General features: G+C 69.0%; 12 protein-coding genes. 6 read left to right on the forward strand and 6 right to left on the reverse strand.

Features of this window, described 5'->3' with window-relative positions; genetic code table 11:
- Positions 1 to 19 precede the first annotated feature (19 nt).
- The 5 genes from AC0NZN_RS02150 to AC0NZN_RS02170 all read left to right on the forward strand — a co-directional run bounded on the left by AC0NZN_RS02150 (position 20) and on the right by AC0NZN_RS02170 (position 5839).
- Positions 20 to 1201 carry an ABC transporter substrate-binding protein gene (locus tag AC0NZN_RS02150; RefSeq protein WP_474590615.1) on the forward strand — a complete coding sequence of 394 codons (1182 nt, stop codon included), beginning with the start codon at positions 20 to 22 and terminating at the stop codon, positions 1199 to 1201.
- Entirely contained in the window at positions 1201 to 2103 is a 903-nt protein-coding gene (locus AC0NZN_RS02155) for an ABC transporter permease (protein WP_474590616.1), read from the forward strand. Before AC0NZN_RS02150 ends, AC0NZN_RS02155 begins: the two co-directional genes overlap by 1 nt.
- Before the next feature lie 11 nt (positions 2104 to 2114).
- A complete protein-coding gene (locus AC0NZN_RS02160) occupies positions 2115 to 2909 on the forward strand; it encodes an ABC transporter permease (RefSeq protein WP_474590617.1) in 795 nt (264 codons plus the stop codon).
- A 112-nt stretch (positions 2910 to 3021) separates the two neighbouring features.
- Positions 3022 to 5598: a valine--tRNA ligase gene (gene valS / locus AC0NZN_RS02165; protein WP_474590618.1), complete on the forward strand. Its 2577-nt coding sequence runs from the start codon at positions 3022 to 3024 to the stop codon at positions 5596 to 5598.
- Position 5599: 1 nt separating this feature from the next.
- Complete coding sequence (locus AC0NZN_RS02170) at positions 5600 to 5839, forward strand: hypothetical protein (RefSeq protein ID WP_474590619.1); 240 nt, start codon at positions 5600 to 5602, stop codon at positions 5837 to 5839.
- Positions 5840 to 5866: 27 nt separating this feature from the next.
- Here the strand turns inward: AC0NZN_RS02170 and AC0NZN_RS02175 are convergent, their stop codons facing one another.
- From AC0NZN_RS02175 to AC0NZN_RS02185, 3 genes are read right to left on the reverse strand one after another with little or no spacing between them, the layout of a single operon-like run.
- On the reverse strand, positions 5867 to 7198 hold the full coding sequence (locus AC0NZN_RS02175; RefSeq protein ID WP_474590620.1) for an MFS transporter: 1332 nt from the start codon (positions 7196 to 7198) through the stop codon (positions 5867 to 5869).
- Complete coding sequence (locus AC0NZN_RS02180; RefSeq protein ID WP_474590621.1) at positions 7195 to 7413, reverse strand: hypothetical protein; 219 nt, start codon at positions 7411 to 7413, stop codon at positions 7195 to 7197. Before AC0NZN_RS02180 ends, AC0NZN_RS02175 begins: the two co-directional genes overlap by 4 nt.
- Position 7414: 1 nt before the next feature.
- Positions 7415 to 8041 carry a winged helix-turn-helix domain-containing protein gene (locus AC0NZN_RS02185; RefSeq protein WP_474590622.1) on the reverse strand — a complete coding sequence of 209 codons (627 nt, stop codon included), beginning with the start codon at positions 8039 to 8041 and terminating at the stop codon, positions 7415 to 7417.
- Between the two features lie 94 nt (positions 8042 to 8135).
- Here AC0NZN_RS02185 and AC0NZN_RS02190 point away from each other — a divergent pair, with 94 nt between their 5' ends.
- A complete protein-coding gene (locus tag AC0NZN_RS02190) occupies positions 8136 to 10193 on the forward strand; it encodes a M3 family metallopeptidase (RefSeq protein ID WP_474590623.1) in 2058 nt (685 codons plus the stop codon).
- Here the strand turns inward: AC0NZN_RS02190 and AC0NZN_RS02195 are convergent.
- From AC0NZN_RS02195 to clpX, 3 genes are read right to left on the reverse strand one after another with little or no spacing between them, the layout of a single operon-like run.
- Entirely contained in the window at positions 10168 to 11358 is a 1191-nt protein-coding gene (locus tag AC0NZN_RS02195; protein WP_474590624.1) for an epoxide hydrolase family protein, read from the reverse strand. The two genes, AC0NZN_RS02190 and AC0NZN_RS02195, sit on opposite strands and share 26 nt — an antisense overlap.
- Positions 11359 to 11402: 44 nt before the next feature.
- A complete protein-coding gene (locus AC0NZN_RS02200) occupies positions 11403 to 12605 on the reverse strand; it encodes a benzoate/H(+) symporter BenE family transporter (RefSeq protein WP_474590625.1) in 1203 nt (400 codons plus the stop codon).
- A 4-nt stretch (positions 12606 to 12609) separates the two neighbouring features.
- Positions 12610 to 13878: an ATP-dependent Clp protease ATP-binding subunit ClpX gene (clpX, locus tag AC0NZN_RS02205; protein ID WP_474590626.1), complete on the reverse strand. Its 1269-nt coding sequence runs from the start codon at positions 13876 to 13878 to the stop codon at positions 12610 to 12612.
- Positions 13879 to 14009: the final 131 nt, after the last annotated feature.

The following is a 14009-nucleotide window of genomic DNA, read 5'->3' on the forward strand; positions in this document are numbered from 1 at the left end:
CGAAAGACAGGAGAACCCCATGATCGGATCGACGGCGCGACGACGCGCCACGATCATCGGCGTCGCCGTGGCATCCCTCGCGCTGCTCACGGCATGCGGTACCAGCGGCGCCTCGAACAGCGCGGCGACGAGCTCAGCCGCGCAGAAGCTCGGCAAGAACGAGGGCTCGATCTCGATCCTCGCGTGGCCGGGCTACGTCGAGGACGGCTCCAACGACCCGAAGGTCGACTGGATCCACCCGTTCGAGAAGGCGACGGGCTGCCAGGTCAACGCCAAGACGTTCGGCACGTCCGACGAGGCGTTCAACCTCATGAAGACCGGCGAGTACGACGTCGTGTCGGCCTCCGGAGACGCCTCCCTGCGGCTCATCGCCTCGGACACCGTGCAGCCGGTGAACACCGCCCTCATCCCGAACTACAAGGACGTCTACCCGTTCCTCAAGATGCAGAAGTGGAACTCGTTCGCGGGCAAGTCGTACGGCGTCCCGCACGGCTACGGCGCGAACGTGCTCATGTACAACACCGACAAGTTCACGACGGCCCCCACCTCGTGGGACGTCGTCTTCGACAAGTCGTCCCAGAACGCGGGCAAGGTCACCGCGTACGACTCGCCGATCTACATCGCGGATGCCGCGCTGTACCTGATGAAGCACAAGCCCGAGCTCAAGATCACGAACCCGTACGCGCTCGACAAGGATCAGCTCGCGGCATCCGTCGCCCTCCTGAAGCAGCAGCGACCGAACATCGGCGAGTACTGGTCGGACTCCGTCAAGGAGGGCTCGTCGTTCCAGTCCGGTGACACGGTCGTCGGCACGTCGTGGCAGATCGTGCAGAACACGATCGCGAGCGACGGAGCCAAGACCGCCGTCACGATCCCCTCCGAGGGCGCGACCGGCTGGTCGGACACGTGGATGATCGCATCCAAGACCAAGCACCCGAACTGCGCGTACGCGTGGCTGAACTACATCATCAGCCCCCAGGCCAACGGCGAGGCGACCGGCTACTTCGGCGAGGCCCCGGCGACCCCGAAGGCGTGCGACTACCGCACCGACTGCGCGGACTACCACGCCGGCGACGCCGACTACGCGTCCAAGATCTGGTACTGGACGACGCCGATCGCGAAGTGCGTCGACGGGCGCACCGACGTGCAGTGCACGGACTACTCCGCCTGGACCCAGGCGTGGCAGGAGATCAAGGGCTGATGACGGCTCTCACCGCGGTCCCCCGCCCGCGTCGCACGGCGGCGCGGGCGGGCTCCGCCTTCCTCGCGACGCATCCCCGCGTGCGTCTCGGGCTGCTGCTGACCGCACCCCTCTTCTGGCTGGGCATCGTCTACATCGTGGCGCTCGCGCTGCTGCTCGTGACGGCCTTCTGGTCGGTCGACAGCTTCACGGGCGAGATCCACACGACGTTCACGCTCGACAACATCATCGAGGTGCTCACCGGGTCGCTCTATCAGACCGTGACGCTGCGCACCGTCGGGGTAGCCGTCGCGGTCACGGCCATCGACGTCATCGTCGCCCTGCCGATCGCGTTCTTCATGGCGAAGGTGGCCTCGCCGCGGTGGCAGCGCATCCTCCTCATCATGGTGCTGATGCCCCTGTGGGCGTCGTACCTGGTCAAGGCGTACGCGTGGCGCTCCGTGCTCTCGCACGACGGCATCCTGCAGTGGATCCTCGCGCCCTTCGGCGGCCACACCCCCGGCTACGGACTGACCGCCACCATCATCACGCTCTCGTACCTCTGGCTGCCGTACGTGATCCTGCCGATCTACGCGGGGTTCGAGCGCGTGCCGGACAACCTCCTCGAGGCGTCGGCCGACCTGGGCGGCAAGACGTGGAAGACCGTGCGCTTCGTCGTCCTCCCCATGGCCATGCCCGCCATCATCGCGGGCACGATCTTCGCGTTCTCGCTCTCTCTGGGCGACTACATCACGGTGACCATCGTCGGGGGCACGAGCCAGATGCTCGGAAACCTCGTGTACACGAACGTGGGCGCGGCCAACAACCTCCCGCTCGCGTCGGCGATCGCGCTCATCCCGATCGTGATCATCTTCGGCTACCTGCTCCTCGTGCGCCGCACCGGCGCCCTCGACAACCTGTAGGAGCGCGGCCCATGCGTCTGTCCCGCACCGCCCGGATCGTCCTCGGCGTCGTCGTCGTCGCGATCCTCGTAGTCGTCTACGTCCCTCTGTTCGTCGTGCTCGTGAACTCCTTCTCGACGTCGAAGTCGCTGGCCTGGCCGCCCCCGGGCTTCACGCTCGAGTGGTGGGCCAAGGCGTTCCGCAGCGAGGGTGCCCTGACCGCCGTGGGCACGAGCGTCGTCGTGGCGATCGTGGCGACCGCGGTGGCGCTCATCCTGGGCACGCTCATCTCGCTCGCCCTGCAGCGGTTCGCGTTCTTCGGCCGCGACGCCATCAGCCTGCTCGTCATCCTTCCCATCGCCCTTCCCGGCATCATCACCGGCATCGCGCTGAACAACTTCTTCCGCACGATCATGGGCGTGCCGCTGTCGATCTGGACCGTGGTCATCGCGCACGCGACGTTCTGCATCGTGACCGTGTTCAACAACGTCATCGCGCGGCTGCGCCGCACGGGCACCAATCTCGAGGAGGCGTCGGCCGACCTGGGCGCCGGCGTGTGGACGACCTTCCGACTGGTGACCTTCCCTCAGCTGCGATCGGCTCTGCTCGCCGGCGGTCTCCTGGCCTTCGCCCTGTCGTTCGACGAGATCATCGTGACGACCTTCACCGCCGGATCGGGCGTCGAGACCCTGCCCATCTTCATCCTCGACAACATGTTCCGACCGAACCAGGCGCCCATCGTCTCCGTGATCGCGGTCGTCCTCGTCATCGTCTCCATCGTCCCCATCTGGATCGCGCAGCGTCTCTCCGACGACAAACGGGCGTAGCACGTGGGCATGCCGGCCGCGGACTCGGCGGGGGCCACCCGGTAGACTGGCCGGACATCCCACACTCAGGCACGCTCACACAGTGCCGCACATATCGCTCGAGGAGAGACGCATGAGCATTCCCGAAAAGCCGGCACTGGAAGGCCTCGAGCAGAAGTGGGATGCCGCGTGGCAGGAGCGGGGCACGTACCTGTTCGACCGCGCCCAGGCGAAGCAGCGCGGCCGCGCCGGCGTCTACTCGGTCGACACGCCTCCTCCCACCGCCTCAGGGAGCCTGCACATCGGGCACGTCTTCAGCTACACGCACACCGACATCAAGGTGCGGTTCGAGCGGATGCGGGGCAAGACGGTGTTCTATCCGATGGGCTGGGACGACAACGGCCTGCCCACCGAGCGCCGTGTGCAGAACTACTACGGCGTGCGCTGCGACCCCGGCCTGCCGTACGACCCCGGCTTCGCTCCCCCCTTCGAGGGCGGCGAGGGCAAGTCCAGCAAGCCGGGCGACCAGCTGCCGATCAGCCGCCGCAACTTCATCGAGCTGTGCGGCCGGCTGACCGTCGAGGACGAGAGGCAGTTCGAGGAGCTCTTCCGCCAGCTCGGTCTCAGCGTCGACTGGACCCAGACGTACCGGACGATCTCCGACGAGACGATCCGCACGAGCCAGTTCGCGTTCCTGCGCAACCTCGAGCGCGGTGAGGCCTACCAGTCGCTCGCGCCGACACTGTGGGACATCGACTTCCGCTCCGCGATCGCCCAGGCCGAGCTCGAGGACCGCGACCAGCCCGCGGCGTACCACCGCATCGCCTTCCACGGCGCCGGCGGCGACGTGTTCATCGAGACCACCCGTCCGGAGCTGCTGCCCGCGTGCGTCGCGCTCGTGGCGCACCCGGATGACGAGCGCTACCAGCCCCTTTTCGGCACGACGGTGCGCACGCCGCTGTTCGACGTCGAGGTGCCGGTCCTCGCCCACCCCCTCGCCCAGCAGGACAAGGGCTCCGGCATCGCCATGATCTGCACCTTCGGCGACGTGACCGACATCATCTGGTGGCGGGAGCTCGATCTCCCGAACCGCACGATCCTCGGCCAGGACGGCCGGGTCATCGCCGACGCCCCGGACGTCATCGTCTCCGACGCCGGCAGGGCGGCCTACGCGGAGCTCGCGGGCAAGACGGTGTTCAGCGCCAAGAAGCGCATCGTCGAGCTGCTGCAGGAGTCCGGCGAGATGGTCGGCGACCCGAAGCCGTTCACGCACGCCGTGAAGTTCTACGAGAAGGGCGACCGCCCGCTCGAGATCGTCTCGACACGCCAGTGGTACCTCCGCAACGGCGCGCGCGACGAGGGGCTGCGCGACCGCCTCGTGGAGTTGGGCCGCACCATGTCGTGGCATCCCGATTTCATGCGCGTGCGCTACGAGAACTGGGTCGGCGGCCTCACCGGCGACTGGCTCGTCAGCCGCCAGCGCTTCTTCGGCGTGCCGATCCCGGTCTGGTACGGCTTGGACGAGCACGGCGAGCGCGACTACGACCGTGTGATCGTGCCGGATGCCGCGAGCCTTCCCGTCGACCCCACCACCGATGTGCCCGCCGGCTACACCGAGGACCAGCGCGGCGTGCCGGGCGGGTTCGATGCCGAGCGCGACATCTTCGACACCTGGGCGACCTCCTCGCTGACCCCGAAGCTCGCGGGCGGCTGGCAGCGCGACGAGGAGCTCTGGAGCCTCGTGGCGCCCTTCGATGTGCGCCCGCAGGGCCAGGACATCATCCGCACCTGGCTGTTCTCCACCATGCTGCGCAGCGTCCTCGAGCACGACCGGGCGCCGTGGACGGACGCATCCATCTCCGGCTTCATCGTCGACCCGGACCGCAAGAAGATGTCGAAATCGAAGGGCAACGTCGTCACGCCCGCCGACATCCTCACGCAGCACGGGACGGATGCGGTGCGCTACTGGGCCGCGTCGAGCCGGCTCGGTGCGGACGCGGCGTTCGACCCGCAGAACCCGACGCAGGTGAAGATCGGCCGCCGCCTGGCGATCAAGGTGCTCAACGCCGCGAAGTTCGTGCTGTCGTTCCCCGTGCCCGAGGACGCCGAGATCACGCACGCGCTGGATGCGTCGATGCTCGCGACGCTCCACCGGGTCGTGCGCGAGGCCACGAGGGCGTTCGAGGCGTACGACCACGCCCGCGCGCTCGAGGTCACGGAGTCGTTCTTCTGGACGTTCTGCGACGACTACCTCGAGCTGGTCAAGGAGCGCGCGTACGATCGCACCGACGTCGGCCAGCCGTCGGCGGCGCTCGCGCTGCGACTCGCGCTCTCTGCCCTCCTGCGCCTGCTCGCCCCGGTGATCTCGTTCGCCGCCGAGGAGTCCTGGTCGTGGTTCAACGACGGCTCTGTGCACACCGCCCCGTGGCCGGTCGCGCCCGACGAGGAGTCCGGCGACCCGGCGATCCTCTCCACCGTGGGCGAAGCACTCATCGGCGTCCGCCGCGCGAAGACGGAGGCGAAGGCGTCGCAGAAGACCCCGGTCGCGCGCGTCGTGATCGCCGCGCCCGCTGAGGCGATCCAGCGGCTGCGCCTCGCGGAGGGCGACCTCCGGGCCGTCGGCCGCATCCGGGCCGTGGAGTACGTCGAATCCGACAGCATCGGCGTCGCCGAGATCGAGCTGGCGCCCGAGCACGTGACGGAGGCCTGACATGCAGCTCGGCACACGCTGGACCGCCGGCGACCAGCCGCCGGCGGCGGTCCCCGCATCCCTTCACCCGCAGATCTCGGCGGTCGAGGCGACCCTGCCTCCCGGAACCCCCGCGCCGCGCTGGACGCTCACGTGGCTCGAGGGCCGGCCGGTGGTCGAGCTCGACACCGGCGTGATCGTCACCCTCGACCGCGACGGCTCGGTCGTGGTGCGCCACGACGACGAGGACGACTTCGCCTGATCCGCGACCGTCGCGCGTCGCGGCCGCTCAGACGGCCGCGGCGTCTCCGGCCTCGGCACCCGCGCGGCGCGTCCCCGTGACGAGCAGCTTCAGGGCGAGCAGCGTCGCGACGGCCACGACGACTCCCGAGATGATGAACGGCAGCTGAAGGCTCGCGCGCGAGACCAGGCCGCCCAGCAGCGTCGCGATCGGGAACAGTCCCCAGGTGAGCATCCGGATGATGCCGAGCACACGCCCGAACATGTGCGGCGGGACGATCTGCTGGCGCAGCGCTCCCCACGGCACGTTCCAGATCGAGACCGCGAAGGCCATGAGCGCGTAGGCCGCGATCGCGCCGTAGAGGTTCGGGGCGAGGCCGGTGAGCACCGATGACACCGCGACGATCACGTTCGCGGCGACCATCACGGGGCCCCGTCCGAAGCGGGCGACGAACCGCGAGGCGACGATCGATCCGACAAGCGCGCCGATCCCGATGCCGGCCGTGACGAAGCCGATGGCCGGCGCAGCGACGTGGTGCACGTCGAGGAAGAAGAGGATGGTGGCGGCCTGCGCGAACGACAGGCAGCATCCGACGACAGAGGTGAAGAGCACCATCGCCCGCAGGTAGTGGTTGTTCCAGAGGAAGCGCACAGCCTCGCGCGCCGACACCGACGTGTGCGCGATCGGCGTGGCGACCGGCTCGGCGATGACGGAGACCTCGACGTCCGGCGCATCCGGATCGGGCACCGTCACGCGCTCCCGCTGGCTGGCGGGCGCCCGGAGCGAGTGGGCGGCCGCGGCCGGCAGCATCAGGGCGAGCGCGATCGGCACCAGGTACGCTGCGCCGCCGATCCACAGCGGGAGGGCCAGCGCCACACCGAACAGCACCCCTCCGATGGGCGTGGCGATGAAACTGTCGATCGTGACCTGGGCGGCCTGCATCCATCCGTTCGCCCTGTCCAGCTGTTCGCGCGTGACCACGCCCGGGATGACGGCGTTGGTGGCGTTGTCGAAGAGCGTCTCGCCGAGCCCGAAGACGAGCGTGCCGGCGAACAGCGCCCAGATCGACAGGGTGCCTGTGACGGTGAACACCGCGAGCGCGAGTGCGGCGCCGCCGCGCACGGTGTTTGCGACGGCCATGACGATGCGTCGGTCGAAGCGGTCGACGATCATGCCCGCGGGCAGCCCGAAGAGGAGCCACGGCAGGAACGCGAGCGCGCCGATCACCGAGATCAGGAACGGGTCGTCCGTGAGCGTCGTGGCGATGAGCGGGACCGCCGTGCGTCCGATGCCGTCGGCCAGGTTGCTGAATGCCGCAGCCGTCCACAGCTCGCCGAACGCCCGCCCGAGCGTGGTACGCGGCGCGGTGGCCGTCGTCATCGCGGGAGCAGCGAGAGGTTGCCGGCGGCCTGGGCGTCGCGTCGCGTGTCCGCGTCCCGCGAACGGCGGCGCTCGACGTCGGCCGAACGCTCGCGGCGCTGCATGTGACGCACCGCGATGCCCTCCAGGGCGGCCGACCCCTCGAGGAGGAGGCGTTCGAGGGCCGTCGGCGCGGCGGCACGGGTGGAAAGGGTGCGAACGGTGACGGTGCTCATCTCAGTGTCCTTCCTCGGGAAGCGGGAAGACGTCGGCGCGGATCGTGATGTTCCGGGCTCCTTCGACGTCCTGGGTGCGGTACTTGTCGACCGTCTCGTTGATGATCGCCTGCATGCGCTCGGTCAGCTCCTCGAGCTGCGTCTGCGTGAGCTGGACGGTCGCGGTGGAGATCATGGCGCCGTCGTGCCACTGCTCGGTGTCGGTCATGAGCCCACGGCCGACGTACTGCATGAGCTGCTGATGCCGCCGGTTGAGGAACTCCGTCATGACCACCTGGGTCGCTGCGCGTCCCGACGGCGTCTTCATGGCCTCGGGGTTCGTGAACGAGATGGAGCCGCGTGGGCGCTCCCACCAGCGCTCGCGCGCGGTTCCTCGTCCGTCGACCTCGCGGATGAGATCGTGCTTGGCGAGCGCCCGCAGGTGGTAGCTGGTCGCCCCCGACGACTCCCCCGTCAGCGCCGCCAGCGTGCTCGCCGTCTGCGGTCCGTACTGGCTGATGATGTCGTAGATCTGCACGCGCAGCGGGTGTGCCAGCGCACGGAGGGCGCCGGCATCCAGCACGCGCTCTGCACGCTCCGTCCGCTCCGGGTGCTGTTCCCCGAGTTCTTGCGGCTCCGCGTCGGTCATGGTTACAAAGATAGCTTTGCATCACATACTTTGCAAGCATTTCTTTGCAACGGATTGTTTGCGAACGCTCCGAGCGTCTGTCTACGCTGGAGGGATGACGGATGCCGCTGCCAATCCCCTCCTCGCGCCGACCCCTCTCCCCTACGACCTCCCGCCCTACGGTGACATCCGGCCCGAGCACTACCTCCCTGCCTTCGGCGCCGCGTTCGCCGAGCACCTGGATGCGGTGGCACGCATCACCGGCGACGAGTCGGACCCGACGTTCGAGAACACCATCGAGTCGCTCGAGCGCAGCGGCGCGCTCCTGGACCGCGTCGCACGCACCTTCTACACCGTGTCCTCCGCGGACGCCACGGACGAGATCCAGGCGATCGAGGAAGAGCTCGCTCCCCTCATGTCGGCGCACGCCGACGCCATCCAGCTCGACGCTGCGCTATACGAGCGGATCACGACGATCCACGACCAGCTGGACGAGCTCGACCTGACGCCCGAGCAGCGCTACCTCGTCGAACGCCGGCACCGCGAGATGTCCCATGCCGGAGCCGCGCTCGACGACGAGGCGAAGGCGCGGCTCACGGAGCTGAACGGCCGCATCTCGGTGCTCACGACCACCTTCGAGAAGAATCTGCTCGCCGACACCAATGATCTGGCCGTCGTCTTCGAGGATGTGTCCGAGCTCGACGGACTGACCGAGGGCGAGATCTCCGCGGCGGCGCAGTCGGCCGCCGATCGCGGCCTCGACGGGAGCTACGTCGTCACGCTCACGCTCTTCACGGGCCACCCGTACCTCTCGTCGCTCACCAACCGGGAGAGCCGCCGCCGGCTGCTCGAGGCATCCCGCTCCCGCGCTTCCCGCGGCAACGAGAACGACAACCGCGATACCCTGCGTGAGATCGCCCGCCTGCGCGCGGAGCGCGCGGCCCTGCTCGGCTACGACACGCACGCCGGGTACATCACGTCCGACGAGACGGCGGGATCGCCGGAGGCGGTTCACGCGCTGCTGCGCCGCCTGGCGGCGCCCGCTGCGGAGAACGCGCGGCGTGAGCAGGCGGCGCTCCAGGAGATCATCGACGCCGACGCAGACCCGTTCACCCTCGAGGCGCACGACTGGGCGTACTACACCGAGCGCGTGCGCGCGGACCGCTACGACCTGGATCGCGCCGCGCTCCGTCCGTGGTTCGAGGCTGAGCGCGTCCTGCGCGACGGCGTGTTCGAGGCCGCACACCGCCTCTACGGCCTGACCTTCGTGGAGCGCCCGGACCTTCCCGCCTACCACCCCGACGCCCGCGTGTTCGAGGTGTTCAACGAAGACGGCTCCGCCCTCGGGCTCTACATCCTCGACCTCTACACCCGCGACACGAAGCGCGGCGGCGCGTGGATGAACTCGATCGTCGACCAGTCCCATCTGCGCGGCGGCAAGCCCGTCGTCGTCAACAATCTCAACGTCCCCAAGCCCGCACCGGGGACGCCCACCCTCCTCACGCTGGACGAGGTGACGACGCTCTTCCACGAGTTCGGGCACGCGCTGCACGGCCTGTTCGCGACCGTGACCTATCCGCACTTCGCCGGGACCGCGGTGTTCCGCGACTTCGTGGAGTTCCCGAGCCAGGTCAACGAGATGTGGATCTATTGGCCGGAGATCCTCGACCGCTACGCGCGTCATATCGAGACCGGCGAGGCCCTGCCCGCCGAGGTGGTCGAGAAGCTGCACGCCTCGGAGACGTTCAACCAGGGCTTCGCGACCAGCGAGTACCTCGCCGCGTCATGGCTCGACCAGGCATGGCACTCGCTGACGGCCAAGCAGGCGGCGAAGGAGCTGGATGTCGCCGAGTTCGAGGCATCCGCCCTCGCCGACATCGGCCTGGGGAACCCCGCCGTGCCCACCCGGTACTCGTCGACGTACTTCGCGCACGTGTTCTCCGGCGGTTACAGTGCCGGCTACTACTCCTACATCTGGAGCGAGGTGCTGGATGCCGACACCGTCGAGTGGTTCGGTGAGAACGGCGGCCTCACGCGCGAGAATGGTGACCGGTTCCGTCAGCGCCTGCTCGGAGTCGGCGGCTCGAAGGATCCCCTCGAGGCCTACCGCGATTTCCGCGGGCGGGATGCCGACATCCAACCGCTCCTCACGCGCCGCGGCCTGGACGGCTGACGGGCGAGGGACGGACCGGGATTCCGGAGCGCCCCTCCCCCGCCTGCAGCAACCCGAGCTCTCGCGCGAAGGCCCGCGCGCGCTCGGCCATGACCTCGGGAACCTCGGCGATCGCGAAGTGCCCGCCCTCCTCGAGCCGCTCGAACGTGCGCAGATCACGATAGAACGCACGCGCGACGCTCTCCGGGTTGTCGTGCTCGTGCCGCTGGATGTGCACGGACGCGGGTACGGTCACGGGCGGCACCGGCGCCTCTCCCCGCGGCTCGAAGTAGGGCCGGAACGACGATGCGATGGTCTGCGTCACCCAGTAGATCGTCGCCTCGGTGAGGATGCGCTCGCGGGAGATGCGACGCTCGACCAGCCGCGGATCGCCCGCCGGCGTGTCACTCCACTCCACGAGCTTCTCGGTGATCCAGGCGAGCAAGCCCGCAGGCGAGTCGTTCAGTGCGGCGGCGAGCGTGTCCGGCCGCGTGCCCTGCTCGTGCGCGTACCCGCTCATCGCGTAGAGGTCGGCGTCGAGCCGCGCGAAGAACGCCACCGCCGCCGGATCGTCGAGGCTCGCGCGCTCCTGCATGGTCGGGAAGTGCGCATGCGTGACGAGCACGCCCTGCACCGACTCGGGATGCGTCGCCGCCAGCAGGTCGTTGACGTCGGCCGACACGTCCTCGCCGTAGGTGAGGTATCGGTCATAGCCGAGCAAATCCGTCATCAGCCGGTTCATGGTGTCGGCCAGGCGCTGGTTCTCCATGAACCCCGACCGGTACGGCGACGAGAATGCGAACCCCGGAAGGCTCGCCACGACGACGTGGAAGTCGGTCAATCGGTCGGCGAACGCGAGCTGCAGGGCGAAGGTGTGCGGCCAGCCGTGCATCACGAGGAGGGCGGGCGCGTTCGCGTCAGCGGCGCGCAGGTGAACGAGGTGGAGCGTCACGTCACCGAGATCGACCAGATACTGCGGATGCTCGTTCAGCCACGCCTCCCGTTCTCGCCAGTCGAATTCCCGCCACGAGGTGACGAGCTCGGCGACATAGGCCGCCGACATGCCGGATGCCGGTCTCCCCGGAGAGTCCGGCAGCAGGCGGGTGTGCCCGAGCCTCGCTCGAAGATCGGCGAGAACCTCGCCGGGGACGTCGATGGAGAACGGCTGGGGCTCGGGAGTCGGCATCCCGTCACGCTACGCGCGGGGTGCGACAGCGGCGGCAGTCCCTCTCACGCCGGAGTGGGCGGCCGTCCCGCGCGCAGCACCAGCCACATGACGCCGCCCACCACGAGACCCCAGAAAGCCGAGCCGAGCCCGGCGACGACGATGCCGGAGGCGACCGTCACGAACGTGCCGATGGCGACCAGGCGTCCGTCGGGATCGGCGAGCGCGCCCGTGATCGCGGTGATCAGCGCTCCCAGGAGTGCCAGTCCGGCGACCGATTCGATGAGGATCGGCGGGCTCGCCGCGACGAGGGAGCCGGCCACGCCCGCACCGAGCCCGAGCAGGATGTAGCAGCAGCCGGCGGTGACCGTGGCGATCCACCGACGGTCCTTCGGCGTGTGCCGGTCGCCGACCATGATGGCCGCCGACAGCGCCGACAGGTTGATCGTCTGAGCCCCGAGCGCCGAGATGGCGGCGCTGCCGAGGCCCGTCGACGTCAGGATGAGGCGTGCAGGGACCGGCTGGTAGCCGTACGTGTGCAGCACGGTGAACCCCGCGATGTTCTGCCCCGCCATCGTCACGAGGTAGAGCGGAACGGCGAGCGACACGACGACGAGCGGGTCGAACACCGGAGCGACCACCTCGAGGTGCGGCGCGAAGGCGGCGTGCGCGGCCCAGTCCGGACCCGCTGCGACGACCACCGCCACGGCCGTCACCGCCACGGCCGCCGGCACCGCCCACCGCGGGGCGACCCGGGAGAGAACGAGCCAGACCACGATCGGCGGCAGTGCGAGCAGCGGCAGCTGGACCGCGGCCTGCACGGGCGAGATGCAGATGGGAAGCAGGATGCCGGCCAGCATGGCACTCGCGATGGGCGGCGGGATGCGGGTCATCTGCCGTGCGAGCCACGGCCACAGTCCCGTCATCGCGATGAGGAGCCCTGCGACGAGGAACGCCGCCACGGCGACGCCGAAGTCGCGGGTGAGCACGCCGGCCGTGATGAGCACCGCGGACCCGGGCGTCGACCAGGCGATGGAGATCGGCAGACGCGTCGTGAGCGACAGCACGATGGCCAGAGCGCCCTGCATGACGCACAGGGCGAGAAGGCCGGAGGCCGCTTGCGCGGTCGTCGCCCCGACAGCGCCGGCACCGGCGAGGACGAGCGCGAACGACGACGCGAAGCCGGTGACGGAGCCGACGACGCCGGCCAGGATCGGGTGCACGAGCGATCCGCCGGAGGCATCTCCGGCCGGTCGGTCCTCGCTCACTCGTTCAGGCGCTCTTGCGCTTCTGGCGCAGCACCAGCGTCGGCGGCGCGCCCTCGTCGACCGCGGCACGGGTCACGATGACCTTGTCGACGTCCTCGGTGGACGGGATCTCGAACATGATCGGACCGAGCACGTCCTCGAGGATCGCCCGGAGCCCGCGGGCCCCCGTCTTGCGGGCCACGGCGAGGTCCGCGATGACCTCGAGCGCCTCGCGGTCGAATTCGAGCGTCACGCCGTCGAGCTCGAACATGCGGTGGTACTGCTTGACGAGCGCGTTCTTGGGCTCCGTGAGGATCTCCATGAGCGCCTCGCGGTCGAGCGGCGAGACCGAGGCGACCACCGGGAGGCGGCCGATGAACTCCGGGATCAGCCCGAACTTGTGGAGGTCTTCCGGCTGCACCTCGCTGAAGAGGTTGAGATCCTCGTCCTTGCGATGCAGGGAGGCGCCGAAACCCACGCCGTGCTTTCCGACGCGCGCGGAGATGATGTCCTCGAGACCCGCGAACGCACCGGCCACGATGAACAGCACGTTCGTCGTGTCGATCTGGATGAACTCCTGGTGCGGGTGCTTGCGGCCGCCCTGCGGCGGCACGGACGCCACCGTCCCTTCGAGGATCTTCAGGAGAGCCTGCTGGACGCCCTCGCCCGAGACGTCGCGCGTGATCGAGGGGTTCTCGGCCTTGCGGGCGATCTTGTCGACCTCGTCGATGTAGATGATGCCGGTCTCGGCGCGCTTCGTGTCGAAGTCCGCGGCCTGAAGGAGCTTGAGCAGGATGTTCTCGACGTCTTCGCCGACGTACCCGGCCTCGGTGAGGGCGGTGGCATCCGCGACGGCGAAGGGCACATTGAGCCGCTTCGCGAGCGTCTGCGCGAGGTAGGTCTTGCCGCATCCCGTGGGACCGAGCAGCAGGATGTTGCTCTTGGCGATCTCGATCTCGTCGGCGCGCTGCTCGGCGGACTGGATCGTGCCGTGCGCCCGCACGCGCTTGTAGTGGTTGTAGACCGCGACGGATAGGGCGCGCTTGGCATCGTCCTGCCCGACCACGTACTCCTCGAGGAACGCGAAGATCTCGCGGGGCTTCGGAAGGTCGAAGTCCGAGACGATGCCCGAGCCGGACTCTGCCATCCGCTCTTCGATGATCTCGTTGCACAGCTCGACGCACTCGTCGCAGATGTACACGCCCGGGCCCGCGATCAGCTGCTGGACCTGCTTCTGGCTCTTGCCGCAGAACGAGCACTTGAACAGGTCCGCGCTCTCACCGATGCGTGCCATGGGCTCCCCCTCCGGTTTCGGCACTCGAGGCGCCGATCGGTCTCGACACGGCAGTGCCGATCGATTCCGAGCCTATCCGCTGACGGGGACATCCGGTCGGATTGCGCCCAGCCTGTGGACGCCGTGCCGGA

It is taken from the genome of Microbacterium sp. sgz311019 (assembly GCF_056135325.1).